Source organism: Micromonospora sp. NBC_01699 (assembly GCF_036250065.1).
Taxonomy (GTDB): Bacteria; Actinomycetota; Actinomycetes; order Mycobacteriales; family Micromonosporaceae; genus Micromonospora_G.
Genome location: NZ_CP109199.1, coordinates 4,660,280 through 4,685,535, shown reverse-complemented (window position 1 = coordinate 4,685,535; position 25,256 = coordinate 4,660,280). Strand labels below are relative to the sequence as shown.

Annotated in this window: 23 protein-coding genes; 7 read left to right on the top strand and 16 right to left on the bottom strand. The window is 70.0% G+C overall.

Features of this window, described 5'->3' with window-relative positions; genetic code table 11:
- Window positions 1-44: 44 nt before the first annotated feature.
- Both OG792_RS20030 and hemA read right to left on the bottom strand, forming a co-directional pair.
- Window positions 45-710, bottom strand: a complete 666-nt coding sequence (locus OG792_RS20030; RefSeq protein WP_329101066.1) for an O-methyltransferase — start codon at window positions 708-710, stop codon at window positions 45-47.
- A 39-nt stretch (window positions 711-749) separates the two neighbouring features.
- A complete protein-coding gene (gene hemA, locus OG792_RS20025) occupies window positions 750-1,994 on the bottom strand; it encodes a 5-aminolevulinate synthase (protein ID WP_329101064.1) in 1,245 nt (414 codons plus the stop codon).
- A gap of 278 nt (window positions 1,995-2,272) precedes the next feature.
- Here hemA and OG792_RS20020 point away from each other — a divergent pair, with 278 nt between their 5' ends.
- Together OG792_RS20020 and OG792_RS20015 are read left to right on the top strand one after the other, a co-directional pair.
- Window positions 2,273-3,820, top strand: coding sequence for a class I adenylate-forming enzyme family protein (locus tag OG792_RS20020; protein ID WP_329101062.1), 1,548 nt, complete (start codon window positions 2,273-2,275; stop codon window positions 3,818-3,820).
- A gap of 6 nt (window positions 3,821-3,826) precedes the next feature.
- Window positions 3,827-5,374 (top strand): long-chain-fatty-acid--CoA ligase, encoded by a 1,548-nt coding sequence (locus OG792_RS20015; RefSeq protein WP_329101059.1) that lies wholly within the window; start codon window positions 3,827-3,829, stop codon window positions 5,372-5,374.
- Window positions 5,375-5,450: 76 nt separating this feature from the next.
- On the opposite strand, the gene OG792_RS20010 is transcribed toward OG792_RS20015, so the two are convergent.
- A complete protein-coding gene (locus OG792_RS20010; protein ID WP_329101057.1) occupies window positions 5,451-6,773 on the bottom strand; it encodes an LPXTG cell wall anchor domain-containing protein in 1,323 nt (440 codons plus the stop codon).
- A gap of 97 nt (window positions 6,774-6,870) precedes the next feature.
- Between OG792_RS20010 and OG792_RS20005 the strand changes: the two genes are divergently transcribed.
- The gene (locus OG792_RS20005) at window positions 6,871-7,368 is read left to right on the top strand and encodes a YcxB family protein (protein WP_329101055.1); all 498 of its coding nucleotides are present in this window, start codon (window positions 6,871-6,873) and stop codon (window positions 7,366-7,368) included.
- Between the two features lie 90 nt (window positions 7,369-7,458).
- Here the strand turns inward: OG792_RS20005 and OG792_RS20000 are convergent, their stop codons facing one another.
- The 5 genes from OG792_RS20000 to OG792_RS19980 all read right to left on the bottom strand — a co-directional run bounded on the left by OG792_RS20000 (window position 7,459) and on the right by OG792_RS19980 (window position 13,319).
- Window positions 7,459-10,821 (bottom strand): family 16 glycoside hydrolase, encoded by a 3,363-nt coding sequence (locus OG792_RS20000; RefSeq protein WP_329101053.1) that lies wholly within the window; start codon window positions 10,819-10,821, stop codon window positions 7,459-7,461.
- Window positions 10,822-11,060: 239 nt separating this feature from the next.
- Window positions 11,061-11,669 (bottom strand): class I SAM-dependent methyltransferase, encoded by a 609-nt coding sequence (locus tag OG792_RS19995; protein WP_329111338.1) that lies wholly within the window; start codon window positions 11,667-11,669, stop codon window positions 11,061-11,063.
- 222 nt (window positions 11,670-11,891) lie between these two features.
- Complete coding sequence (locus OG792_RS19990; protein ID WP_329111336.1) at window positions 11,892-12,143, bottom strand: Scr1 family TA system antitoxin-like transcriptional regulator; 252 nt, start codon at window positions 12,141-12,143, stop codon at window positions 11,892-11,894.
- Window positions 12,144-12,369: 226 nt separating this feature from the next.
- Window positions 12,370-12,561, bottom strand: coding sequence for a DUF397 domain-containing protein (locus tag OG792_RS19985; protein ID WP_329101051.1), 192 nt, complete (start codon window positions 12,559-12,561; stop codon window positions 12,370-12,372).
- Window positions 12,549-13,319 (bottom strand): helix-turn-helix domain-containing protein, encoded by a 771-nt coding sequence (locus tag OG792_RS19980; protein WP_329101049.1) that lies wholly within the window; start codon window positions 13,317-13,319, stop codon window positions 12,549-12,551. The genes OG792_RS19985 and OG792_RS19980 overlap by 13 nt, the downstream gene beginning before the upstream one ends.
- A gap of 772 nt (window positions 13,320-14,091) precedes the next feature.
- Here OG792_RS19980 and OG792_RS19975 point away from each other — a divergent pair.
- The 3 genes from OG792_RS19975 (at window position 14,092) to OG792_RS19965 (ending at window position 15,403) form a co-directional block, all read left to right on the top strand.
- A complete protein-coding gene (locus OG792_RS19975) occupies window positions 14,092-14,286 on the top strand; it encodes a hypothetical protein (RefSeq protein ID WP_329101047.1) in 195 nt (64 codons plus the stop codon).
- Between the two features lie 644 nt (window positions 14,287-14,930).
- Window positions 14,931-15,110: a hypothetical protein gene (locus OG792_RS19970; protein ID WP_329101046.1), complete on the top strand. Its 180-nt coding sequence runs from the start codon at window positions 14,931-14,933 to the stop codon at window positions 15,108-15,110.
- Window positions 15,111-15,121: 11 nt separating this feature from the next.
- Window positions 15,122-15,403, top strand: a complete 282-nt coding sequence (locus OG792_RS19965) for a hypothetical protein (RefSeq protein WP_329101044.1) — start codon at window positions 15,122-15,124, stop codon at window positions 15,401-15,403.
- On the opposite strand, the gene OG792_RS19960 is transcribed toward OG792_RS19965, so the two are convergent.
- Window positions 15,351-15,650, bottom strand: a complete 300-nt coding sequence (locus tag OG792_RS19960) for a hypothetical protein (RefSeq protein WP_329101042.1) — start codon at window positions 15,648-15,650, stop codon at window positions 15,351-15,353. The genes OG792_RS19965 and OG792_RS19960 overlap by 53 nt on opposite strands.
- A gap of 74 nt (window positions 15,651-15,724) precedes the next feature.
- On the opposite strand from OG792_RS19960, the gene OG792_RS19955 reads away from it, so the two are divergent.
- Complete coding sequence (locus OG792_RS19955) at window positions 15,725-16,732, top strand: DUF5954 family protein (RefSeq protein WP_329101040.1); 1,008 nt, start codon at window positions 15,725-15,727, stop codon at window positions 16,730-16,732.
- A gap of 83 nt (window positions 16,733-16,815) precedes the next feature.
- On the opposite strand, the gene OG792_RS19950 is transcribed toward OG792_RS19955, so the two are convergent.
- From OG792_RS19950 to OG792_RS19920, 7 genes are all read right to left on the bottom strand, one after another.
- Window positions 16,816-17,865, bottom strand: a complete 1,050-nt coding sequence (locus tag OG792_RS19950; RefSeq protein ID WP_329101038.1) for a glycosyltransferase — start codon at window positions 17,863-17,865, stop codon at window positions 16,816-16,818.
- Between the two features lie 180 nt (window positions 17,866-18,045).
- Window positions 18,046-19,026, bottom strand: a complete 981-nt coding sequence (locus OG792_RS19945; RefSeq protein ID WP_329101036.1) for an ROK family protein — start codon at window positions 19,024-19,026, stop codon at window positions 18,046-18,048.
- 73 nt (window positions 19,027-19,099) lie between these two features.
- Window positions 19,100-20,563, bottom strand: coding sequence for an argininosuccinate lyase (locus OG792_RS19940; protein WP_329101034.1), 1,464 nt, complete (start codon window positions 20,561-20,563; stop codon window positions 19,100-19,102).
- A gap of 9 nt (window positions 20,564-20,572) precedes the next feature.
- Window positions 20,573-21,526 (bottom strand): amidohydrolase family protein, encoded by a 954-nt coding sequence (locus OG792_RS19935; protein WP_329101033.1) that lies wholly within the window; start codon window positions 21,524-21,526, stop codon window positions 20,573-20,575.
- Window positions 21,523-22,344 carry a creatininase family protein gene (locus OG792_RS19930; RefSeq protein ID WP_329101031.1) on the bottom strand — a complete coding sequence of 274 codons (822 nt, stop codon included), beginning with the start codon at window positions 22,342-22,344 and terminating at the stop codon, window positions 21,523-21,525. The genes OG792_RS19935 and OG792_RS19930 overlap by 4 nt, the downstream gene beginning before the upstream one ends.
- The gene (locus OG792_RS19925; protein ID WP_329101029.1) at window positions 22,332-24,110 is read right to left on the bottom strand and encodes an ABC transporter permease; all 1,779 of its coding nucleotides are present in this window, start codon (window positions 24,108-24,110) and stop codon (window positions 22,332-22,334) included. Before OG792_RS19925 ends, OG792_RS19930 begins: the two co-directional genes overlap by 13 nt.
- Entirely contained in the window at window positions 24,107-25,180 is a 1,074-nt protein-coding gene (locus OG792_RS19920) for an ABC transporter ATP-binding protein (protein WP_329101027.1), read from the bottom strand. The genes OG792_RS19925 and OG792_RS19920 overlap by 4 nt, the downstream gene beginning before the upstream one ends.
- Window positions 25,181-25,256 lie beyond the last annotated feature (76 nt).

Here is a 25,256-nt window from a genome sequence, read left to right as displayed (position 1 = left end):
CGCGCCCACCCCGTGGTCGCCGGTCAGCCCCGCCGACGCACCGGTCAGGCCCGCCGACGCAGGAGGGTGATGCCGTCGGCCACGGTGAGCAGGCTGACGTCGACCCGTTCGTCGGTGTGCAGCCGGGTGTTGAGTTCGCGGATGGCCTCGGTGTCGGGGTCCTGGGCTGCGGGGTCCACGACCCGGCCGAAGAACAGCGTGTTGTCCACGACGATCAGCCCGCCCGGCCGGACCAGCGGGAGGCTCAGCTCGTAGTACTCCGGGTAGCCGATCTTGTCCGCGTCGATGAAGACCAGGTCGAAGCTGTCCGGCCCCTCCTCGATCCGAAGCTTGGCGAGGGTTTCCCGCGCGTCACCGACCCGCAGGTCGATGCGGTCCGTCATCCCGGCCCGTGCCCAGTAGTCGGCGCCGATCGACGGCCATCGGTCAGTGATGTCGCAGGTGACCACGCGGCCGTCCGCCGGCAGTGCTCGGGCCAGGCAGAGCGTGCTGTAGCCGGTGAAGGTCCCGATCTCCAGGACCGAGCGGGCGCCGACGAGGGCGGCGAGCAGGGCGAGGAGCTGGCCCTCCTCGGCGGGCACCTGCATGGCCACGCCACCGGGCAGCATCGCGGTTTCCTCGCGGAGTTCGCGCAGGATGTCGTCCTCGCGCCGGGACACCTCCCGGACGTACTCGGCGAGGCGTGGGGTGAGGTCCGTCCGATCAGCCACGATCGTCCTTCCGGTCGGGGTCACTCGGCTCGCGCCGGGTCAGGACATCGCCGGGACCGTGGCCAGGGACACGGGGGAGCGCCGCTGGTCGAGTTCCCGCCAGATCGAGTCGAGCGCCTCGACGAAGGCGCGTACGCCGTCGGTGGAGTGCACCGCACCGGGCGCGACCCGCAGGATCTCCCGGCCCTTCGGCACGCTGGGCGCGTTGATGGCCTGGACGTAGATGCCGTGCCGGGTCAGCAGGAGTTCGGAGATCTGCTGGCTGGTGGCGTCGTCACCGACCAGGACCGAGATGATGTGCGACTGGTCGGAGAGGAACGGGATCCGGCGCGCGTGGAGCAGCCGGTGCATCAGGGTCGCGTTCGCGCGCAGTTGGGTGCGTTCCTCGTCCGAGCCGCGCAGGTGCCGGACCGCGGCCAGCGCGCCGGCGGTCAGCGCGGGCGGCAGGGCGGTGGTGAAGATGAACGAGCGGGCGAGCCCGCGGACCACGTCGATGAGATCGGTCGGTCCGGCGATGTAGCCGCCGGTGGTGCCGAATCCCTTGGCCAGGGTGCCCATGACGACCGTGAACTCGTCGGCGATGCCCAGGTCCGCCGCGATACCGGCGCCCTGTGGCCCGTACATGCCGACCGCGTGGACCTCATCGAGGAAGGTCATGGCGCCGTGGCGCTTCGCGATGGCGGCTATCCGGGCCAGCGGCGCGATGTCACCGTCCATCGAGTACACCGACTCCGTGACGATCATCTTCGGCCGGTCCGGATCGGTGGCCGCGATCAACTCTTCGAGGTGCGCCGCGTCGTTGTGTCGGAAGATCCGCTTCTCGGCACCGCTGTGCCGCAGCCCGTCGATGATCGACGCGTGGTTCTTCTCGTCCGAGAAGACGACACAGTCCTCGATCCGTCCGGCCAGTACGGACAGCGAGCCCTCGTTGGCCGCGTAGCCCGAGCTGAACAGCAGGGCGTCGGCCTTGCCGTGCAACTCGGCGAGTTCCCGCTCCAGCCGGACGTGCAGGCCGTTCGTTCCGGCGATGTTGCGCGAGCCGCCGGCGCCCGCACCGGCCTCGCCCAGGGTGTCCCGCATAGCGGCCAGGACGTCGGGGTGCTGCCCCATGCCCAGGTAGTCGTTGCTGCACCACACGCTGATCTCGGCCGGCACGCCGGCACGGTTGTGCAGGGCGGCCGGGAACTTTCCCGCCAACCGCCCGACCTCAAGGAACTCGCGTCTGTTCCCGGCGGTCTCCAGGTCGTCACGCAACCGTCGCAGGGCGTCGAAGTAATGCGGCATGGTGTCGACCCACCTTCCGGAACTCACGACGATGCGCCGCGAGCCCGTTCCCGCAGCGCTTTGTTGATGTTGCCGGGGCCCGTCACACGGGAACTCCAAGCGCGCTCCGTGCAGGGTCAGGGCGTTCCGGCCAGCCTATGGTGACAGGGCTGGATCTCGTATCGATAGCGCCTCGATGGCTGCCGTCGATTGATTGCGACATGCGATTTGATGGTTGTGACACATTGTCGGGAAGCTATGCTCGCCGCAATTCCGCCGCGCGAGGGGGACGAGCCGCCATGTCCGCGAACGACACCTATGTCAGCCGTATCCTCCAGGTCCTCGGCACCGAACCCGGGAGGGTCGTGCTCACCCGGCGGGACGTCACGCTCACCGCGGAGCAGTTCGCCGGTGCGGTCCGCTGCGCCGCCTCGGTGCTGCGACGGCGGCTGGGCGTGGGACCGGGAGTGACGCCGGTGGTCGGCATCCTCACCGAGACCAACACCCCGGAAACGCTGATCCTGCGGTACGCGGCGAACCTCGTCGGCGCCCCCGTGGTGCACCTGCACACCACCAACGCCGTCGACCCGAACGACCGGCTCACCGCCGACGCGACCCGGCGCATCGTCGAGGAAACCCGGATGACGGTGCTCGCGATCGACGAGGTGAACGTCGACCGGGCTCGCGCGATCCGCGACGACGTCACCCTCCCGGTGCAGCTGACCGCGCTCGGCCGACTCGGCCTCGACGTCGTCGACCTGTCCCGGGGCGATCCGGCCTTCGACGAGTCCACCGTGGCGGTCGCCCCGGACACCGACGCCGTGGTCACCTACACCAGCGGCACCACCGGCAGGCCGAAGGGCATAGCCGTCAGTTTCCGCACCCGCCGCGGCTTCATCACCGGCGGACTACAGAACGCCTGGCGGGCGACCTATCTCGCGACGCTGCCGATGAGCCACTCCAGCGGACAGGCGGCCGACGACTCGCTCGCCTCGGGCGGCTCGGTGATCCTGCACGACGGCTTCGACGCGGGGGCCGTGCTCGACGCCGTGCAGCGGCATCGGGTGACCCGCCTGCTCGTCTCGCCGTCGCAGCTCTACCTGCTGCTGGACCACCCCGCGACGGGCGACACCGACCTGTCGAGCATCACGATGCTCTGCTACACCGGGGCACCGTCCTCGCCGGACCGGCTGGCCCTGGCGGCGAAACGGTTCGGGCCGGTACTCATGCAGATCTACGGCACCAGCGAGGCCGCGGCCATCAGCATGCTGACCCCGTTCGAGCACTCCGATCCGGCGCTGCTGGGCACGGCCGGGCGACCACTGTTCGCCGAGGTACGCATCCGGGCCGAGGCCGACGGGCACGATCTGCCGGTCGGCGAGGTCGGGGAGATCGTCGTCCGCTCCCCGTTCGCCATGACCCGGTACGTGTCCGACCCGGAGCTGACCGCCCGGACCGTACGCGACGGCTGGTTGTACACCGGTGACCTGGGCTTCCTCGACACACGCGGCTACCTCACCATCTGCGGTCGGCGGGCCGAGGTGATCAAGGCCAACGGGATCAAGATCTACCCGGCCGCGGTCGAGCAGGCCCTGATGACGCACCCGGGCGTCGCCCAGGCCGCCGTCTTCGCGGTGGTCGACCGCGACCGTCTGGAGCACCTGCACGCCGCCGTGGCGCCGCACGACGGGCAGCCGAAGCCGAGCGAGGACGAACTGCGCGAGCTCGTCGGCGCGCGGCTCTCCGTCAAGCACGTGCCGGAGCGGTTCCACCTCCGTACCGCCCTGCCGCTGACGAGGATCGGCAAGCCCGACAAGGCACGACTGGCCACGGAAGCGAGCGTCTGAGCAACCATGGCCCTCTCCCTCGCCGCCGTCCTCGCCGAGTCGGCCCTGCGACGACCGGACCACCCCGCACTCGTGACCGCCGCGACCACGCTCACCTACCGTGAGCTGTGGGCCGGCGCCCGCCACCAGGCCGCTCTGCTGCGCCGGCACGGCATCGGACCCGGGGACAGGGTGGCACTGCTGCTGCCGAACTCGGCACACTTCCCGAAGGCGTACTTCGGGGCACTCGCGCTGGGTGCGACGGTCGTGCCGATGCCGACGACGCTGCGCACCGGCGAGATCGCGTACATCCTGGAAGACTGCGCGGCGGCCGCGCTGGTCTGCACCGCGGAGCTGCGCGACGCCGACGGCGGCCCGGCCGCCAGATCCACCGGTACGCCGGTCCTCACGGTCACCGACGAACTCGCTGCCGGGGCCGAGCCGATCGACAACCTGGTGCCCCGCTCGCCGACCGACATCGCGCTGATCCTCTACACCTCGGGGACCACCGGACGGCCCAAGGGTGCGATGCTCACCCACCTCAACGTCTTCCTCAACGTCGAGCTGGGCATGGAGTCGCCGTTCGCGATGGACGGCGACGACGTACTGCTCGGCTGTCTCCCGCTGTTCCACACGTTCGGGCAGATCTGCGGCATGAACACGACGTTCCGGGCCGGCGCGACGATGGTGCTGATGGAGCGCTTCGAAGCGGCGCGGGCGGTGCGGCTGATCGCCGAGTACGGCTGCACGGTGCTGATGGGCGTGCCCACCATGTATCTCGCCCTGCTCGCCGCCACCGAGCACGACCCGCCACGGCAGCGGCTGGACCGGGCCTACTCCGGCGGGGCGGCGCTGCCCGTCGCGGTACTGGAGAGCTTCGAGGAGCGGTTCGGCTGCCCGATCTACGAGGGCTACGGGCTCACCGAGACATCCCCCGTGGTCGCGTACAACCAGCGGGCGTGGCCGCGACGGCCCGGCACCGTCGGTCGTCCGATCTGGGGCGTCGAGGTCGCGATCGCCCGAGCCGACCTGGACGACCGGGTCGAGCTGCTGCCCGTCGGCGACATCGGCGAGATCGTCATCCGTGGCCACAACGTGATGGCCGGCTACCTGAACCAGCCGGAGGCCACCGCCGAGGCCATCGTGGACGGCTGGTTCCGCTCGGCCGACCTCGGCGTCCAGGACGACGACGGCAACCTGCGCATCGTGGACCGGAAAAAGGACATGGTGATCCGCGGCGGCTACAACGTCTACCCCCGCGAGTTGGAGGAGACACTGGCGCGACATCCCGCCGTGGCCCAGGTCGCGGTGATCGGCGTTCCGCACGACTCCCTCGGCGAGGAGGTCTGCGCGGTGGTCGTGCCCCGCCCCGGAACCGAGCGGGACGAGACGCTGCCCGCGGAGATCGTGGCCTGGTGCCGCCAGCGGATGGCCCGCTACAAGTACCCCCGCCGGGTGGTGCTCGTCGACGCCATGCCGCTCGGGCCCAGTGGCAAGGTCCTCAAGCGGGAGCTGACCGCCCGGTTCGCGGCGCCCGTCGACCCGGTCACCCCCGTCGGCAGGGCGGATCGATAGCCGCACCACGCCGAGTCACGTACGCCTCCCGACCGTGATCGGCCCGCCGCCGGGCGGGCGGCGGGCCGATGCCGGATCAGCCCTGGCCGGGCCGGGTCACCGACGACTGGCGACGGCGGCGGCCGAGCAGCAGCAGGGCGGCGCCGAGCAGCACCGCGCCGGCGCCGGTGCCGGCCATCCGGGCGGCGTCCACACCGGTCACCGGCATGCCGCCGCCGACACCACCGGACTCCACGGCGGTGAACACGGTGAACGTGTCGGTGTTGTCGCTCGGATCCCGGTCCGGCGTTGCCTCGGGATCGGCACGCATCGGGCTCGCCTGCCGGGGCAGTCCGGCGGCGGCGATGCTGGGGATCGGCTCGTCGAGCAGCGCCCGTACCTCCACCCGTCCACCGGCCAGGTGCGCCGGGGCGGGCGCGGACTCCGCCACCCGTACCGAGACCTGGAACCGCAGGCCAGAATGCTCGTCGTCGTTCGGGTCGGTGTCGTCGTTCACCGGGATGAGCGACAGGCCACGGTAGACGCAGATCGCCTCGCGGCGGCCGGCGTCGTACTCGCACCCGGACAGGTCACCTTCGAGGCTGACGTGCTCGGGCAGCCGGAGCGTCAATTCGAGCTCGCGGACCACCGTAAGGCCCACGTTGCCGATCTCGAACCGCAGCTCTCCCCGTTGACCCGGGACTATCGCGCCGACCTTCCCGGAGGCGTCGACCGGTACGTCCCAGGCGGACGCGTACATGTCCGCGCCGGCGACCGAGGCGGTGGCGATGAGCCGGCTGAGCACGCTGTTGTTGGCGGGCACCGGATCGCTCTGCGCGTGCCGGACGGAGGTGGTGAACTCGCCGAACATGTGGATCACACCCCCGCCGAAGATCGGGTATCTCATGTCGAAGGTCAGCGACCGGCCCGGCGGCAGGTTCGGCAGATCGCACTCCGTGCCGATGGCCACCACACGACCGCCGGGCGGGACCGGCGGCGCCGGCGGCATCGGCGGCTCGGGCCGCTCACACCAGTTGACGGCGCCCGGGTCGGTGGACTCGCCGTCCACCCAGCCGACCAGCCGCAGCCGGATGCCGGTAGCGGTGGCCGGGCCATGGTTGGTGATTTTGAGGGTGGCGGGCTTGGGAGTCGAGACATCGGCGATGGTGGTGCCACGGACGATGAGCGACAGGTCGGCCGAGCCGCCCGCCGCAGCCCGCGCGGTGCCGGCCGTTCCTGGGGACGCGGTGCCCGCTGGCGGGGTGTCGGCCTCGGGCGCCTCGACCGGTGTGGAGTCCGCGGGTGTGCCCGGCGCGGAGCCGGGGGCCGCCGAGGCGGCGCTCGCGGGTCCGGCGACCAGGCCGGCAAGGAGCAGCATCGCGGCTCCGGCACGGTGGAACAGGGGACGGGTGTCACGCATGACCACACACTGTAACCGAGATCACACAACAGTGTTGCCCCGTCCCAGCGCGGGCGCGGGATGCGGATCAGGCGCTTGGGGGCACTATCGTTCTGGCGTGCACATCCGTTTTGACGTCCCGGCCGATCCCGCCTACCCGGGCCGCGTGGCCGCCGCGCTCAGCAGTGTCCGCCTGCGCAGGTACGGTCAGGTCGGCGCGGTGCTGGCGGCGGTCGGGGCGATCGGTTTCGCCGCCTCGCGGGGGTTCGAGTGGGGTGACCGGATCTCGCCGCTGTGCGTGACGATGGTCGTGGCTGGCCTGCTGTTGATGCTGTACTCGCCGTGGGTGCGGTGGCGCGCCCGGCGCCGCTCCGGTCGTTACGCTGTCGAGGGCGCCTACGACATCACCGACGACAACATCATGATGCGCAGCGGCTCGGAGTCCGGCGGCATCGCCTGGGACGGGGTCGCCGAGGTGAGGGACACGCCCGAGTTCTGGATCGTGTACGTCGGCCGGATGCCGGCGACCGTGATCCCACGCCGCTTGATGTCCGCCGAGGACGCCGAGACGCTGCGTGCCTTCATGGCCGGACGTGGGCTGCTCCAGCCTCGGTGAACTCGTCTGCCGCGCAGGCAGGTATCGACCTCCGCCGGGACGGCGACGAGCGCCGACCCCGGTGTGGGATCGGCGCTCGTCGGGCGAGAGTTACGTCGGCTCGATCCAGATGTTGCGGTAGCGGATCGGGTTGCCGTGGTCCTGGAGGCGGATCGGGCCCGCTGACGGGCCCTCGGCCGCGCCGCCGCCGGTCGGGCCGTTGATCGCGACGTTGTTCTGTACCGTCACGCCGTTCCAGACCACCGTGATGCGCGCGTCCTCCGTCTTCGTCGTGCCGTTCCAGCGTGCCGCCCGGAACGTGATGTCGTAGGTCTGCCACGTCTGGGGCGCCGTCGCGGCGTTCACGTCCGCCGCCTTCTTGGTGTAGATCGCCGCCGCCTCGTCGTTGGCCAGCGACGTGTCACCGAACGAGTCGAGCACCTGCAACTCGTAGCGGTCCTGCTGGTAGACGCCGGAGTTGGCCCGGGCCTGACCGGTCACCTCCGGGCCGTACAGCGGAAGCCAGAACTCGACGTGCAGCTTGTAGTCGCCGTAGCCCTGCCGGGTACGGATGTCGCCGCCGTTGACCTGCATGCCGCCGCCGGTGATCGTCCACGTCGGGTTGGCGCCGTTGGTGTGCTGCCAGTTGGCGGTCTGGGACGCGGCGGTGCCGTCGAACAGCACGGTCCGGTTGGTGGCCGCCCGGACCGTCCAGTTCTGGCTCGCCGCGCCGGCGTACTCCCAGATGTGCAGTTGTGTGCCGTCGGCGGAGCTGCCGGCGAGCGCGTCGAGCACCTTCCCGGACTGCGGGTTGAGCAGCGAGCCGTTGGTCTGCGGTTGCCAGACCTGGGAGCCGCTGCCGTTGCAGGTCCAGAGCTGCACCTTCGTGCCGTTGACGGTGCCGCCGTTGTCGACGTCGAGGCACTTGCCGAGGGTCTGGTAGGTCGAGCCCACCCGGCTCCACTGCTGTGCCCCGCTGCCGTTGCAGGTCCAGAGCTGGATCTTCGTGCCGTTGGCGGAGCCGGCGTTGTCGACGTCGACGCACTTGCCGCCGATGCCGCTGATCGTGCCGGGCCCGCCACCGCCGCCACCGCCGCCGACCGCGGTCACGGTCAGGTTGTCGAGGTTGACGTTGCCGATGTCGCCCGCGTCGTACCGGTAGGCGATCGTGTTGGCGCCGGCGTTGAGGGTGACCGGCTCGGACTTGGTCGCCCAGGTGTCCCAGTTGCCGGTGCTGGGCAGGCTGGTCTGGCGGATCTTCGTGCCGTTGACGTAGAGGCTGACGGTCTTGGCGCCGGTGCCGCCGTTGGGCCCGTTGGAGAACCGCAGCACGGCGTTGTGGGCGCCGGCCGACGCGGCGTTCACGGTGAACGTCGTCGCCGCCCCCTGGGTGCCGTAGCCGGCCACGAACCCGCTGCCGGTGTAGCCGACGTGGTCGGTCATCGCGACCGCTCCGCCGGTGAGCGACGCGTTCTCCGCCTCCAACGTTCCCGTCTGCGGCGGTGGGCCCCCGACGAGAGAGTTGAGCGTGTACCACGCCTCGGTGCTCCACAGCTCCTGCCCGTTGGTCGCCGTGAACGGGCGGGGCGACCGCACGTGCACGACCCGGCCGGGCTGGAGGCCACTGATCTGTAGGGTGACCTTCTTGCCGTCGGCCGACGGGGTCGCGGAGGTGACCGTCAGGGTCTGCTCGTCGACCTTCGGGCCGCCGTAGGTCGCCGTCGGGACGTACCGCCACTGCTTGACCTTGTACTTGGCGACGAGTCCGGCCAGCGTGGCCGCGGACAGCGGCTGCGTGTAGGTCAGCTCGAAGCCGCCGGCCACCGCGCGCATCGAGTGGATGTCGAACGCGTTGCCACCGTTGGGGGTCAGCTTCTGGAGGCCGTAGGTCAGCTTGCCGGCCTGGCCCCAGTTGCCGCCCGCGCCGAGTCCACCGACGTAGATGGCGCCGTCGGGCCCGATCGACGTACGCAGCACGCCCATCTCCAGGCCCTGGGTGTGCCGGAACAGCGCCCCCTGGTACTCACCGTTGACCTTTTCCAGGAACGCGCGCTGGAGCCCACCGTAGGTGACGTCGCCGATCAGCATCTGCCCGGCGAACGGCCCGGTCGACACCATCACCGGGGTACTCGGTGAGTTGGCGATCTCGTTCTGCGGCATCCACAGCACCGGCTGGGTGACCGGGTTGCTCTGGAAGGGTCCGGGCGGGTTCGTGTTCAGGTTGAAGAACCGGTCCTGCTTGATGTGCAGCAGCTTCGACGAAGGCAGCCAGTCACCCTGGTTGTCGAGCACGAAGATTCCGCCCTCGGGACCCCAGCCGATGCCGTTGGGCGTACGCAGGCCGCCGGCAACGTAGTGCAGCGCGCCGGTGTTCTTGTCGATCCGGACGGTCGTGCCACGGTTGGGCGCCGGCTGCGGGTTGGTGGTCGCCCCGCCCTGGTTGATCGAGACTGAAAGGTTGAGGTAGAAGTAGGGCGCCTGGTAGAGCAGCCCGAACGCGAACTCGTGGAAGTTGCCGCCGAACGGCCACGTCGCCACCTGGCGGTAGTTGTCGGTGACCCAGTCGCCGTTGGTGTCGTTCAGCTCGACCAGCCGGTGCTTCTCCGACACGTAGAGCTTGCCGTCGACGTACTTGATGCCCATCGGCTCCTTCAGCCCCTGGGCGATCCTCTGGTAGGTGACCTGCAATGGGCTCGTCGTGCCGGTCACGTTGGACAGCAGGTAGACCTCGCCGAGCAAATTGTCGGTGCCACCCCAGGTGGTGATCGCGAGCCGCCCGTCGGGCAGCCAGTCCATCGCCGACACCTGCGGCTGGAAGCCGGTCGGACGCAGGTTCGTCAGCGTGTAGTTGGGGTGGACGCCGGTCAGCGGCAACCCGTCGCCGGGCGCGTCGGTGACGCCTTCGCACTCCTTGCGACCCGGCGCGGTGACCCGCACGACGCCGGCGTCGGTGCTGAGCACGCTGTTGGGGACAAGAACGAAAGACGAAGATCCGGGTGTACGCCACTCAAGGGTGATCTGCTGGTCGCCGGCCCGCTCGAAGTGGTCGATCCGCAGCGAGTGGTAGCCGGTCGTGAGGGTGACCGTGCCCTCCTTGGGCGGCGTCGCGCCGTGCAGCCCGTCGTGGTCGATCACGAGCTGGTCGTCGATCCGCAGCTCGGACCCGTCGTCGCTGCTCAGCCGGAAGGTGTAGCTCCCGGCCGTGGCGATGTTGATGTTGCCGATGACCTGGCTGACGAAGTTGTCGCCGAATCCGAAGTCAGTCGTGGTGGTCCAGTTGATCGTGGACATCTTCTTGTCCACATTGGGTGTCTGGCCGGGCTTGAGCACGCAGATCTCGCTGAGCGGCACCTGCACGTCGAAGACGCGAAGCGTGACACCGGGCTCCTGCGGTGGTGGCGCCGCGATGGCGGCACCGGCTGGGATGGCGAGGCTACCGGCTAGGAGACCGGCAGCGGTGAGGGCGACTGACATGGACCGTATGCCCATTGTTCCTCCGGGACGGGAGCGGGACGTGACGGACACGGTAGGGGTCTTTCATTCAACTGTCCATATCTATGCGTCGATCAATCGGAACTTTTGTCCAGATGAGCAGAAGTAAGTGGTTGGTCGATAGAAAGACCGGGTCGCTGGGCGCCCGGACAAGGGCTCGCGCGCATGCCGCCAGACGGCCGGAATCCGCGAAGTCGGCACGGGAAGCGAGGCGCCGACGGTCAACCCTGGGTGGCGATTGCCGCGATGGCGGCGTGTGGCCGATGGGTGCCGTCGCTGGGTCGCTGTAGGCGCTCAACCTCCGTGAAGCCGGCGCGCGCCAGTCGCTCGGAGAATTCGTCAACGGGCCAGCGGTACGCGGTCACGACCTTGTGGTCGAAGGCGGCGACCTCGTCGCCCACGAAGAGACCGAGCACCAACGCTCCGGCCGGGGCCATCACTCGCCGGAACTCGGCGAGCACGCCGTCGAGATCCTGCGGCGGCAGATGGATCAACGAGTACCAGGCCAGGATGCCGGCGATGGAGTGGTCGGCGACGTCGAGCTTCTGTATCGACCCGAGTTGGTAGCTGCCGCTCGGGTGGGTTGCCCGCGCATGGGCGATGAACTCGGGGACCAGGTCGATTCCGGTCGCGTCGGCGCCGAGGGAGCGAAGGTAGTCGGTGATATGGCCCGGCCCGCAGCCCAGATCGAGCACCGGGCCGGGTCGGCCCGCCAGGTGGCGCCCGATGAGGGCGAGGTCGTCGGCGTGTACCTGCTGTCTCGTACCGAACAGCCCGATGTAGAGCTCCGCGATGGATCCGTATGCCTGCCGAACCTGCTCCATGTTCACCGCACGACTATATGAACTCCCGGATCGGCCGCTCGTCACGTCCACGGCGATACGACCGGACCCCCCGCCACCGGGCCCGGGGGAGATGATGATCGCTTGCCGCCACCGTCGGAGCCACATCTCCACACGACTCCCGGTGTCCAGCCAGACTGCGGGGTCAACCGTGCTCAACGGCCTGTCCGGCGAGTCGTGCCGGACGGGCCCGTCATACCGAGGCGGGGCTCAGCGTTTGAGAAGGTCGCCCCCGACTGACAAGGAGACGAGGTGCAGACCCACGGGTGGCCCACCTACCGGCCGCCGTAGTGCACCCTTGTCGATCACCACCGTGAGTAGCGGGGGCCGCTCCCGGTCGAGCGCCGATTGCCGATCCAACCGGAGCGCGACGCTCTCCTCCAGCTTTCCGTCCGTGAGCATGCCACCGCTCCGGAAGACTGCACGCGCGTAGTCCACCCGCTTTAGAAGACCAGGAATCACCGTGGGCTGCTGATCCAGGCATACGGGGAGGCGGCGCACGGATAGAAGCTGGCGTCAACCGGGCGAGCGGCCAAAGACGGCCAGCCCGCCGGGACACCGACGCGAGTGACGAAGAGACGTCATTCTCTTGTTTCCTCGAAGGAATCGAACCCTTGAGAGAAATAGAGAATGACGTCTCTTCGTCACAGTCGTCAGCGAACAGAGCACCCGTGCCCGCTACGGGCGTTTACTGCTGCTTTGCCAGCCCGACGAACGCGCGCCACGCGTCCGGGCCGAAGTTGAGGGTGCCGCCATCGCGGTCCTTCGTGTCCCGGACCAGCACCCGGCCGGACAGGTTGTCGGCGACCTCCACACAATTGCCACCGTTCCCGCTGCTACGGGTGCTCTTGCGCCACTGGGCGCCGGTTAGGTCGTCCATGTTCCTGCCACTTCCATCATCAGGTCGATTGACTGCCGGTGCGGCAACGCCTCACCGCGCACGGACTCCCACGACGCCTGAAGCGCCTCCATCTTGTCAGCGCTGTCGACCACCTGGCCGTCGAGTTGAGTGTCCAGGTAACCGGTTAGCCGACCGCCTGGGCCTGCGGCAAGCACGAAGGGTCCGTTCAGGCCAGCGTACGCGCCAGCCGTCGACGGCACGATGTGCACACGGATGTGCGGCTCGTCGCACGCAGTGATGATCGCCCGGATTTGGTCCCGCATCACCTGAGGGCTACCGACCGCGCGATGCAGGACCCCTTCGTCCAAAACAGCCGTGAACTGCGGTGGCTTGCTCCTGGCGAGGATCGCGTGCCGGTCCATTCGGTTGCGCACGCGCAACTCCACATCATCCCGCGACCACAGCCCCGCATCGGTCAGCACCACACGTGCGTACGCCTCGGTCTGTAACAGGCCGGGCACCACCAGCGGTTCGAACGAGCGCAACGATACTGCCTCGCGCTCCGCTTGTGCCCAGGGCACGAACCACAGTGGGTCACGCCGACGGCCTGTATCGGGCCACAGTTCGCTTACTTCCCGGCCAAGGACCGCCGCCGCTCGAACGCGTGTGCGGGCGTGCGGCACACGACCAGGCGACAGCCATCGACCAACGGTTTTCCGGTCGACGCCGGTTTGCTGAGCAAGTGAATCTACGGTCAGGCCGAGTTCCGTCATCGCGGACCGAAGAGTCTCATTCACGTTCGGTGCCTCCTTTAGGGACAGAGCGTGGATATCTCGGGACATTACCATCGGCCGCTGCGTTGCCTGTTCCGGCAGGGCAAGCTGGCTACCAGTGCTACTGCTCGCGGAGCGAAAACGGGCGGGCACATTGATGTCCTTTCGGGTGTCCCACGTACAAATCAAGGAGATGCCGTGATGTCCCCACCCCGCCGCCACTGGTGGTGCCGCGTCCGGCCGTGGTCCCTCGGGGCTGCCGCGCCGCCGCCGCTCACTTCGCCGCCGTCCGTCCGCCCGGTGTGGGCTGGTCCGACCCTGTCTCTGGGGCCGTTGCCGACGTTTGGGCAGCGCACGGGCTACCGCGTGTCCCGCGACGGGGGTTGTCATGTCGGATGAGCCGTTGGTCAAGGTCGGTGATGTGTTCACGATCGATCCGACGTCGTACCTGCTTGGTCATGGGCCGTTTGAGTGGCCCGAGGGTTGGCAGGACCTTCGTCTGCGGGTGACGCATTACCCCGTGGACGTGGAGTTGGGTCGTACGGATTGGGTTGCCCTGGTGGGGGTCGAGTTGGGTCCGGACGGTGAGCGGGTGGCGGGTTGGGTCGGTGTCGTGCGGACCACGGCGCTTCCGGGTTACCGCCGGCCTCCGTGTCCGTTCGGGTGTGTGCGGTGTCCGACCGCGACCGACCCGAGTCGGTGGTCATGACGCGACGTGCTGGCCCCGCCTACTACCGCGTACTACCGCGCCTGCTGCGCGACATTCACCCCGCCGTTCGAGATGGAGGCACACCCTATGAGTGACGACGAGACCAACCAGACCGCCGAACCGGAGATCTCCGGTGAGGAGGTGCCCGACACGCCGCCCGCTCCTGGTGCGCGGCGGCGGATGCCCAACGAGGGCAGGTACGACGAGAAGCGTCGGACCGTTCCGATGGAGCTGTTCTCGATCGGGATGTCCGGGCGCATCCGGCGCAACCCGACGGGGTGACCGATGGGCGGGGATTTGAGTATCGAGACGTTGAAGTGGATCGCCCGGAGTGAGGTCATGCGGCACCGTAATTCGCGCCTCTGGCGGCCGGTCTGCCTCCATTGCACCCAGTACGGATGTCCGTATATGGATCGTGCGATCGAGTTTCTCCAGGCTCTCGCGCGGGACGTGTGCACCGGTACGCAGAACGGTGCAGAGGAAGGCGAATGATGAGTAGGCAGGATGAGCCGTTGACGAGGGCCGGGATCTGGTGGGCCGCCGGGATGACGCTTCGGGGTCATGTCAATGGTCGGCGCTGTCCGCAGTGTCGGGCGGATGGGTGCGAGCAGTTGGCCTGGGCCCAACGCGAGCGCCAAACAGTGGCACCGGTGGCACTGGAGGCCCGGTGACGGACGAGCCGCTGACCCCGGCGGCGGACGGGCCGTTGTGTATGAACTGCGGCAGCGACAGCGCCAAGTGCGACCGGTGCAGGGGGTGGGTCAAGCCGGGGTCGAAGTCGTGGCTGCCGTGGGCACCGTGCTCCTGCCCATGCTGGACGCGCAAGACACGACCACCCGCCCCGACGATACCCATGATCGAGATCGGCAAGCGTCGTCGTGGCTGACCCGGACCGGTCGACGCTCACGAAGATCACAGTCAACCTGATGCCCCGCGCGGTCGACGCACTCACCTCGGCGTGCGCCCGGTCACGGGACACGAAGACCGACACGATCAACCGGGCCCTGGTCGTCTTCGACCTGGTCCTCCACCTGACGGAACAAGGCGAGGGAAGCCTCACGGTGCGGAACACCGACGGCGGCACCGAGCGGGTCCACCTGCTCTGAACGGAGGAAGCGTGGAACACGACCCCGACGACGGCGACCCGATGGGCGCCCCGCACCGGCCGGGCGACGACTGGCGGTGTAAGGACGACAACGAGGAATGGCCCTGCCAGGTGTTCCGCCGCCGCATGTGGTCCCTCTACCAGGGAAACCGGCCCCGACTCGCCGAGGTGATGGGCGGCTTCCGCGACAAGGCAACGGCAACCCTGCCCGACCTGACCCCCGAACAGGCTGAAGCCCGCTTCATCGGCTGGGTCCACGACCCACCGGTCCGCCGTCGACTACGGGCGATCTGACCACAAAGGTGTCGCAGTCGTTGGCGGCGAACGGGAAGTCGTAGGAGTCGTCACCGATGTCGAGGACCCACGGCAGGGTGCCCGACCGGACCCTGCGGTCGAACCCCTCCAGTGCCGCCGCGTCCCGCTGCGACAGTCTGGCCAGGAACTGGGCAACCGGCCGAACCGAGGTGGTCAGCTTGATCGCCGGCCGGTCCGGGAACCAGCGGGCGAGGTCGGCTTCGAAAGGCAGGCGTGAAGACGGCACCCGGTCGATAAACCTGGAGGAAGTGTGGTGGTGGCGGGGCTGCATTTCAGCAGCCAAGGGATCACAATGCGCACATGGCCAATGACGGTACGCAGGTGCCTGATCACCTGCTGATCAGAATCGAGCAGCGGGACGACCCCGTGTCGGCGGTCTCCGAAGACGATGCCCGGAACCGCTCGGTCGCCTACCCGACGATCATGTGGGGCGCCCCGGTCTTCGGCTCCGCGGAGGAGGTGGGCGGCCGATGGCGGATCCTCCGGCTCAACGCCGACGCGCCGCAACATGCGCGGGACGGCCTCGCGTCCCACTTCCGGAAGCTGTTCAGTGAGACACCACAGACCCCCGAGCACGCGGCCGAGCGGGCCGAGTGCGAGGTGGCGTACGAGTTGCTTGACTGGGAGGTTGTCGACGAACTCACCGCGAACGGCCGCCGCTACCGGATCATCCGGGCCCAACCGTTCATCCGGATGGGCCCGAACGGACCGGAGCCGCCCCGGCCCACCGACCCGGACCCGTACCGGCCCGGCCAGGCGGAACGGCACACGTCGCAGATGGACGGTTTTGTCATTGACCCGACGGCGAGTACCGGGCTCACCGACGGACTCGTCCGGATGGAGATGATCTCGGCCGCCTACGAGCCGAGGACCGTTCCCGAGGATGTGCACGCCGATTCCCGCCGGGCGCTGACCACCCACCCGAACGTGGTGCTGCTCCCGGTCGGCTACACGGTGGGGGAGTACGTCGCCGGCAGGTGGCGCCCCCGGCCGGTCACGTACGCGACGCCGCAGGCGGCCCGGGACGCGGAGTCTTTCTCCATGGCGGACATTCCCCGGGACGAGAACACCCCGCTGGAGGAGTTCATCGCGGCGTACAGTCGCGCCCGCGCGGCGCACCGGCCCCCGCGTACCGACGACTTCGAGGTGCGGGGCGTGCCGTGCCGGGTGACCCGGATCGAGACCTTCGTCCGGGTCGGCCCGGACGGCCCGGAGGGCCCGCGCCGCTCGGACCCGGATTCGCACCTACCGCCGGCACGGCTCGTCCACGACCTCCGCGCGCAGGGCCTGATGCCCGATCCCGACTGACCGACAACGGTGGGCGTACGGCGCGGTGAGCCGTACGCCCACCCGTACCCGCCCCGACCTCGCGCCTGCCGCGCGTTCCGACACTACGCTGACCGTTCCCGGCTGCTCCGGGGCGAGCGCCCATCGGCGGAGCCGGTGAGACCGCCGAGCGCGGCCAGGATCTCGTCCATCCAGGCGCTGAAGTGGACCGCGCGGGCGGGTGCCCCGGGCCGCGCCCTGGCCGCCCGTACCGCCTCCACCAGCGCCGGGCCGACCGTCTCGGCCGTGTGGCGATCCCGTACCCACTGTCGGGACGCCGTCCGCAGACCCTCGGTGTCCGGCAGGTCGAGCACCCGTACGGTTTCCTCGGCGAGCAGGAGTGGTCGCTGGTCGGGTACCGCCCAGGCGCCCGGCGCGTCGAACAGCTCCAGTCCGCCACCGGCCGGATAGCCGACGACCAGGCAACCGGTGGACAGCGCCTCGGCCACCGGCAGCCCGAATCCCTCGAAAGCGCCCAGCGCCACGAACACCGAGGTCCGTCCGAGTGTTTCGGCGACCTCGTGTTCGGACAGACCGGTCAGTTCCCGCAGTTCCACGTCCTCGGCACCGGGCGTGGTGGCCAGCAGCCGTTTGAGCAGCGTGGATTCCTGGGTCCGTTTGCGCGGCATCCAGGCGACGCTGCGGGTACGTCGCGGGCCCGGACGGAACAGGTCGGTGTCGATCGGGTACGGGACCCGGTGCAGCGGCAGTTCCGGGTACAGCCGGGTCAGCACGCGGGCGCTCTCCCGAGATGCGGTCCACACCGTCGGGGTCGGTGTCCAGCCCGGATATCCGCTCGGGTCGGGCCAGGTGAGCAGGGTGTAGAAGTGGTTCTGGTTGAAGATGACCTTGCGGGCGCCGGGGGCCGGGTCGCGGCCGGGCAGCACCGCCGGCTCGGGCACCACCAGCAGGTCGTCGGCGGTCAGTTCCAGGTCCGTGCCGGACAGCATGGGTACGACCTCGTCGAACCAGGTGTAGCGGTAGCCGGGCGCCGGGCACCACAGGGCCGCGTCGATTCCCGCTTCGCACAGCAGGGACACGTGCCGGCTGAGCATCCGTACGCCGCCCGCCTCGGCGGCGACCTCCGGTGCCATGTAGATCACGCGCCCCGACATGCGCACACGCTCCCGCCAGTTGCCGTACGGATGGTTGGGGTCGTCGCCGCGCGATCACCGGCGGCCGGACTCTCGACCGCGCAGCGCGATCGAATGCAACCGTAGAGTGATTGGTCGATCGATGCAATGCCATCGATGCCCGAGCCGTAAGGAGAATCCGGCGCCGCACGGGTCCGGGGTTCAGCCGTCCCGGTGGCGCGGGTCGGCGGGCAACGCCTCCCGGGCCATGGTGACCGCGCCCAACAGCGCGGAGTCGTCGGCGAATCCGGACAGCACGATCTCCGGCGGGTGCGGCAGCACCCGGGCGAGCCGTTCGGCGAGCAGGCCGTGGATCAGTTCGCTGCCGGCCACCCCACCGACCAGTACCACCCGCTCGGGATCGAGCAGCAGGCAGCAGGTGACCAGGTGCCGGGCCAGTTCGTCGAGCCGGCCCAGCAGCGCGTCGCGGACCGGGCCGGGGCCGACCGCACGGGCGCTCAGACCGGCCGCGCCGTCGGGGATTGCCAACCGCTGGGCCAGTTGGTCCAGTGCCCGACCGGAGAATATGGACTCCAGCATGGTGCCGGGAAATCCGTCGCCGGTCACCGCGTACCCGATCTCGCCGGCCGCCCCGTGGTGCCCGACCACCACGGCGCCGCGAACCGTGACGGCCGCCGCCACCCCGGTGCCGAGCCCGATCACCAGACCCGGATCGACGCCGCGCAGCGCGCCGAGGCGCAACTCGGCCAGCGCGGCCGCGTTGAGGTCGTTGTCGACCCGTACCGTCTCGACGCCGAGCCGGTCGCGGACCGCGTCGGCCAGCCGGAGCCGCTCCCAGCCGGGCACGTTCGGAGCCAGGTCGATACCGTCCGGACGGACCACCCCGGGCGAGGCCACCCCGGCCGCCGCGACCGGCCCGCCGACCTCGGCGATCAGCTTCTCGGCCAGGTCGAGCGCGCGCTCCAGGGCCTGCGGCGCGCCCCGCTCGGCGTACGTCGGGACCCGCTCGCTGGTCAGCAGCCGACCCTCGGCGTCGGCGACCCCGATCGCCATCTTGGTGCCACCGAAGTCGATACCGAGCAGCCGGGGCCCGTGCGGCTTCGCGGCGTCGGGTCGACCGGTCGGGGCGGGCAGCGCGGTCGCGGCCCCGACCGGACGGGCGGTGGTGGACCGAATCGTCACAGGGTCAGCCGTTCGTTCGCGATCGTCGGGTCGGCCGCTGGTCGCGGTCGTCCCCATGGGTCGCTCCGCTCGTTCATCGGGCCGCCATCTCGGTCGCCACCTCGTCGAGCGCCCGATCGGCGCGGGCCAGCCGGTCCGTTACCCCGGCCAGCCTACCGGCCACCTTGTCGACAGTGCTTCGCACGACCGTGACCTGGGCGCGAACGGCCGCGGTGCCGGGACCGTCGGCCTGGGCCCGGTCGAGAACCAGTTCCGGCCGGACCGCCGCGGCGATCAGGTGCGCGACGGCCACGTCGGTCAGCGGTTCGCCGATCCCGACCGCGTCGGCCGCCGCCCGGACCGACTCGGCGGTCCAGCCGTCCGGGGCACTGTCGCGCACCAGCCGGCCGACCACCGAGTGCGCGGCCCGGAACGGTACGCCGTGTCGGGTGAGCGCGTCCGCCGCCGCGGTGGTCGTGGCGCCGGAGGCGACGATCTCCTCGCGGGTCGGCGGTTCCAGCGGTTCCAGTTCGGCGAGGAAGCCGCCGAGCAGGGCGAAGAAGCGGTCCGCGCGGTCGCAGCTGTCCCAGAGTCGGACCTGCACGTCGGTGGTGGCGTTGTTGGAGTCCTCCCACCAGGCGGCGCCGACGTTGTTGAGCACCGACGCGGCGTCCGCGGCCTCGGCCCCGGCCATCGAGACGAGGTGTTCCAGCACGACCGGGTTCCGCTTCTGCGGCATGATGCTGCTGCCCTGGGTGAAGTCGCCGGGGGTGGCCACCCAGCGCCAGGTCAGCCAGTCCATCAGGGTTCGCGCCAACCGGGCGCCGGTGGCCAGCGACTGCGCGTTGAGGGTGGCCACCCGTACCAGGTGGTCGGCGCCGGCAACCGCCTCGTAGGAGTTGGTCACGAGGCCGTCGAAGCCGAGTAGTTCGGCCACCCGGGCTGGGGAGATGTCCAGGTCGGTGCCGGCGAAGGCACACGAGCCCAGCGGTGAGATGTTGAGCTGGTCGATCACGTCGGCGTAGAGCACCGCCTCACCGGCGAGCGCCTCGGCGTAGCCGGCGAGGGCGTGTCCGATGGTGGTCGGCTGGGCGGGTCGGCGGTGGGTGTAGCCGGTGATCACCACGTCCGCGTACCGGTCGGCCCGCTCCAGCGCGGTCGTGGCCGCCGCCAGCACCCGACCCAGTACGCCGACCAACTGGTCGCGCAGCACCATCCGGAACACCCCGGCGTCCAGGTCGTTGCGGCTGCGGGCCAGCTGCACGTCGAGCTGTGAGGTCGGGATCCGGCAGGCTTGCGCCAGCCGCTTCTCCATCATGAAGTAGACGTCCTCGAAGCTGCCGTCGTACGCGGTCGCCGGGCCGGTGTCGGTGGACAGCTCGCGCAGCCCGCGCAGCAGCCGGGCGCCCCGCTCGGCGGGGATGAGTCCCTGCTCGGTCAGCATCACCACGTGGGCCTGACTGGCCCGGACCATCGGCGCGAAGAGGTACCCCACGTGGTGCTGGTAGGTCGGACGCAGGTGGTACTGCTGGTAGGTGGTCAGCGACGGCGTGTCCATGATGTTTCCTTACCTTGTGAGGCCGAGCAGCCGTTCGGCGTTTCCGGCGAAGATGGCGCGCAGGTGGTCGTCGGGCATGGCCATCTCCCGGCAGATCCGGAGCTGGTCGTCGAGGTACCGGGTGACGTATCCGCGCGGGAACCACGACGAGTCGCTGCCGAAGACGATCCGGCTCGGCCCGATCGTCTCGTAGCAGCGACGGAACAGGTCGTCCAGGGTGAGCCGGTACGGCATCCAGCGCACCCACTGGTTGGAGCCGGAGGTGTCGACGTGGATGTTCGGGCAGGCCCAGGCGGCGAAAAGCAGCTCCTGCACGTGCTGGACACCGAAGTGCGGCACCACTATCGACAGCTCCGGATAGCGGCGGGCGACCCGGGCGAGGTGGTTGGGGCTGTCGTGTGGGCTGGCCGAGAGGCCACCCGCGCTGCCGTAGTGCCCGACGTGCACCAGCACCGGGACGCCGAGCCGCTGGGCGGTCGCCCAGAGCGGGTCCAGCGACTCGTCGTCGACCGGCCCGCGCAGCAGCGGGGCGAACAGCTTCAGCCCCCGCAAACCGCGTTCCACCACCGCGCGTTCCAGTTCGGCGGCGGCGCCGGGGGCGAACGGGTCGTGGTGGGCGAAGCCGAGCAGCAGGTCCGGGTGCCGGTCGACCACGTCGGCGACGGCGTCGTTGCCGCCGCCGGTGACGAAGACAGCGCGGCGGATCCGGTGTGCCCGAAGCTCCGCGGCCCACCGGTCGGCTTCGCCAGCCCGGTCCGCCGAGGGCGGTTCCGGGTCCGGGAAGCTCCAGGTCCGCCGCCACTGCTCGGCGTACGGGGCCGAGCCGGCGGAGCGTACCGCCCGCTCGTGGTCGCCGCCGGGGTGCATGCCGGCCGTGCATTCGGCGTCCCGGATGGTCTGGTCGGCGCCGATCTGGAAGTGCAGGTGGAAGTCGACGATGTCGAACTCTCGGTCCACGGTCACGACTCCTTCCCCGGCGGGTCGTCGGTTGGCGGGGCGGGGAGCGGGGCGGCGATCCAGGCGTCGACGATGTCGCGAAGGCGCCCGCCGGCCAGTTCGCGGACCCGTGTTCCGGCGGCCACGTTCGCCAGCGAGATGTGCCCGGACCAGCCCTGCCACGGCTCGGGCCGGGACTCGACCAGCACGTACGGGTGGTCGACCGGGAGCTTGGGCTTCGGTGGAAGGTCGGTGACCGCGTCGAGGCGTACCGCGTCGGGGTCGAAGCCGAGCACACCGGAGGTCTCGTACGCGCCGCCGTGGCCGCGCGACGGCAGCGGACCGTAGATCTCGGTCGTCTCCGCCGGGGTCACCAACTGGAACCAGTTGACCAGCAGGAGGCTGGCCCGGCGCCGACCGGAGACCCACTCCATCGCCGCCCGGACGGTGGACATGTTCGCGTCGTGTCCGTTGACGATGAGCAGCCGGGGGAATCCGGCCGCGACGATCCCCTCGATCACGTCGGCGAGGTAGCCGACCGCGATCTCGGGGCGGATCGCCACCGTGCCCGGCCACGGTCGGGTCTGCCCCGGGCAGGCCGCGTACGGCACGGCGGGGAAGAGCACCCCACGGTGGCCGGCGGCGACCGCACTGTGCGCCGCGAAGCCCTCGGCGAGGATCAGGTCGGTGCCCAACGGCAGGTGCGGGCCGTGCCACTCAACCGCCCCGACCGGCAGGACGGCGAAGTCCGCCGCCCCGGCCACCTCGGCCAGTTCACCGCCGGGTACCCGGACGATCGGGGCGAGGCCGCCGCCGGTCGGCCAGTGTGCGCTCAGTTCGTCCACTGTGCTGCCTCTCGGGAAGCTCGGCGCCCGCTGTCCAGCCGGCCCGAGACCACCATCACGACGAAGATCAGCACCACCTGGAGCATGCCGTACGCGGCGGCGGTGCCGACCTCGAACGAGTACATCCGGTTGTTGATCTCGACCGAGATCGGGGCGGTGCTGGAGGTGTAGATCAGCACCGAGGCGACGAACTCGCCGACACCGTGCACGAACGCGAGCAGCGCGCCGGCGATCACGCCCGGCAGCATCAGCCGCAGGGTGACCGAGCCGAACGCCCGCCACCAGGAGGCGCCGAGGTTGCGGGCCGCCTCCTCCAGCGAGGGGTCGATCTGGGCCAGGGTCGCGGAACTGGACCGGAAGACCAGCGGCAGGAACCGGACGAAGTAGGCCAGTGGCATGATCCAGAAGGTGCCGATCAGCACCTGCCCGAAGCTGAATGCGTTGCCGGTGCTGAACGCCGAGATCAGGTTGATCGCGACGACCGTGCCCGGCAGCGCCCAGGCGAGCATGACCGCCACGTCGAGCAGGCCGCGTCCGACGAAGGTGAGCCGACGAACGGCGTACGCGATGAGCACGCCGACCACGACGCACCCGGCGGTGGCCAGCAGGCTCATCTGGAGTGAGTTGAGGATCGGCTGGAAGGCGTCCGGGTCGGAGAAGATGGTCTTGAAGTTCTCGATGGTGTAGTCGGTCGGCAGCACCTGGGTGGTCCAGCTACCGTCCAGCGAGAAGGCGACGATTCCGATGGTGGCCACCGGTGCGAGCAGGACCGCCGTGGCCAGCAGCGAGCCGCCGAGCGCGAACCACCGCCCGAACGGGTTGCTGATCTCGCGTCGGCGCGCGGCCACCCCCTTGGACTGTGAGCGGTAGCTGCGTCGCCCCTCGTACCAGCGCATGCCGAGCAGGAAGAGCACCGAGACCACACCCAGCACCGAGGCGTAGGTGGAGGCCATCGGCAGGTCGCCGTTCGTCCGGTTGATGTAGATCTGCATGGTCATCGTCTGCTCCACCCCGAACAGCAGCGGAGCGGTGTACGACGCCAGCGAGGTCATGAAGACCAGCAGCGAGGCGGAGACGAGTGCCGGGGTGAGCATCGGCAGCAGGACCGTTCGCCAGACCCGGACCCGACCGGCACCGAGGTTGTAGGCGGCCTCCTCGACCGACGGGTCCATCCCGGCCAGTGCCGCCGATGCGGCCAGGTAGAAGAACGGGTACATGGTGAAGGTGTGCACCACCAGCACGCCGGCGATGCCGCTGAACGGCAGCACCGCGCTCTCCGTACCGAAGAGCTGTTGCAGCCCGCGCGGCAGGATGCCGGTCTCGCTGAACAGCAGTTGGAACGAGATCGCACCGATCAGCGGCGGCAGCGCCGCCGGCACCAGGATGATCGCCTCGATCAACCGGCGGCCGGGGAACGAGAAGCGCTTGAGCAGGAAGGCCATCGCGACGCCGACGATGCCGCAGAGCAGCACGCTGGCCGCCGAGATCACAAGTGAGGTGATCAGCGACGAGCGGGCGACGCCGTCCCCGGACAGGAAGCTGGTGTAGTTGGCGGTGCCGTCCTCGCTGGCGCTCTCGGCGAACGTGGTGAGCATCGGCTGCACCACGTAGCCCCACAGGATCAGCAGCAGCGGCGCCACCAGCAGGTACGGAAACCAGGTCGAGTTCGTCGCACCACGAAACCGGTCGGTGAACCGCGACGGCCGGCCGGTCGGTGTCGTGACGGTGGTCGGCCGGGAGGTCGTCGTGGTCGGCGTGGCGGTCACGGTCGTACCACCCACGTGCGCGCCGCCGTCAGCCGCAGCCCGACCTGGTCACCCACGCTCAGCCCGGCCGGCACCTCCACCGCGGCGACCTGCACCGACTCTCCCGCCACGTCGACGGTCAGCGTGGTCGCCATGCCGGTGAACTCCAACTCGGTCACCCGGCCGCTCAGCGCGTCCGGGTCGGTGACCGCACCGAGCCCGATGTGCTCGGGACGGATCGAGACCAGCGCGGTGTCCGTGGCGGCGAGGCCGTGTTCGGCCGGTGCCGGGACCCTGATCTCGCCGTCGCCGGGCAGCCGCACGGTCACCGAGTCCGCCGTCGCGTCGACCACCGGGAGCGACAGTACGTTGCTGCGGCCGATGAACCGGGCGACGAACGAGGTCGCCGGCCGGTGGTAGATCTCCCGGGGTGAGCCGACCTGCTGTACCCGCCCCGACTCCATCACGGCGATCCGGTCGGACATCGCCATCGCCTCGGCCTGGTCGTGCGTCACGTAGAGCGAGGTGGTCCCGGCGTCCCGCTGGATCCGGCGGATCTCGGTCCGGGTCTCCTCGCGCAGCTTGGCGTCGAGATTGGACAGCGGCTCGTCCAGCAGCAGCGTGCGCGGCCGGATGACCAGGGCTCGGGCCAGGGCGACCCGCTGCTGCTGGCCGCCGGAGAGCTGGTCGATCCGGCGTCCGCCGTACCCGGCCAGGTGCACCTGGCCGAGGGCTTCCTCCACCCGCCGCCGGGACTCGACCCGTCCGACCTTACGGATCTTCAACCCGTACGCGACGTTCTGCGCGACACTCAGGTGCGGGAAGAGGGCGTAGTTCTGGAAGACCATGCCGGCGTCTCGCTTGTTCGGCGGCATCCGGGTCACGTCCTCGGCGCCGAACCGGATCCGGCCGGACGTGGGGAAGTAGAACCCGGCCACCATCCGCAGCGTGGTGGTCTTGCCGCAGCCACTCGGGCCGAGCAGGGTGAAGAACTCACCGGCGGCGATGTGGATGTCGACGTCGTCAACCGCGGCGGTGTCGCCGGCACGCGCGAAACGCTTGCTCACCGACTCCAGCGTGACATCGATCATGATGCCTCTCTCCTCTATCCGGTGCCGGACGACGCCGTACGGCGTGCCTGTTCGGTCGTGCGGCGGGTCGTACGGC

Coding starts and splice junctions, on each gene's coding strand:
- OG792_RS19950 (WP_329101038.1), bottom strand. CDS start 17,865: ATGTCGGGGCGCGTGATCTACATGGCACCGGAGGTCGCCGCCGAGGCG.
- OG792_RS19985 (WP_329101051.1), bottom strand. CDS start 12,561: ATGGACGACCTAACCGGCGCCCAGTGGCGCAAGAGCACCCGTAGCAGC.
- OG792_RS20000 (WP_329101053.1), bottom strand. CDS start 10,821: ATGTCAGTCGCCCTCACCGCTGCCGGTCTCCTAGCCGGTAGCCTCGCC.
- hemA (WP_329101064.1), bottom strand. CDS start 1,994: ATGCCGCATTACTTCGACGCCCTGCGACGGTTGCGTGACGACCTGGAG.
- OG792_RS20020 (WP_329101062.1), top strand. CDS start 2,273: ATGTCCGCGAACGACACCTATGTCAGCCGTATCCTCCAGGTCCTCGGC.
- OG792_RS19940 (WP_329101034.1), bottom strand. CDS start 20,563: ATGGACACGCCGTCGCTGACCACCTACCAGCAGTACCACCTGCGTCCG.
- OG792_RS19970 (WP_329101046.1), top strand. CDS start 14,931: ATGCCCCGCGCGGTCGACGCACTCACCTCGGCGTGCGCCCGGTCACGG.
- OG792_RS19920 (WP_329101027.1), bottom strand. CDS start 25,180: ATGATCGATGTCACGCTGGAGTCGGTGAGCAAGCGTTTCGCGCGTGCC.
- OG792_RS20015 (WP_329101059.1), top strand. CDS start 3,827: ATGGCCCTCTCCCTCGCCGCCGTCCTCGCCGAGTCGGCCCTGCGACGA.
- OG792_RS19955 (WP_329101040.1), top strand. CDS start 15,725: ATGGCCAATGACGGTACGCAGGTGCCTGATCACCTGCTGATCAGAATC.
- OG792_RS19975 (WP_329101047.1), top strand. CDS start 14,092: ATGAGTGACGACGAGACCAACCAGACCGCCGAACCGGAGATCTCCGGT.
- OG792_RS20010 (WP_329101057.1), bottom strand. CDS start 6,773: ATGCGTGACACCCGTCCCCTGTTCCACCGTGCCGGAGCCGCGATGCTG.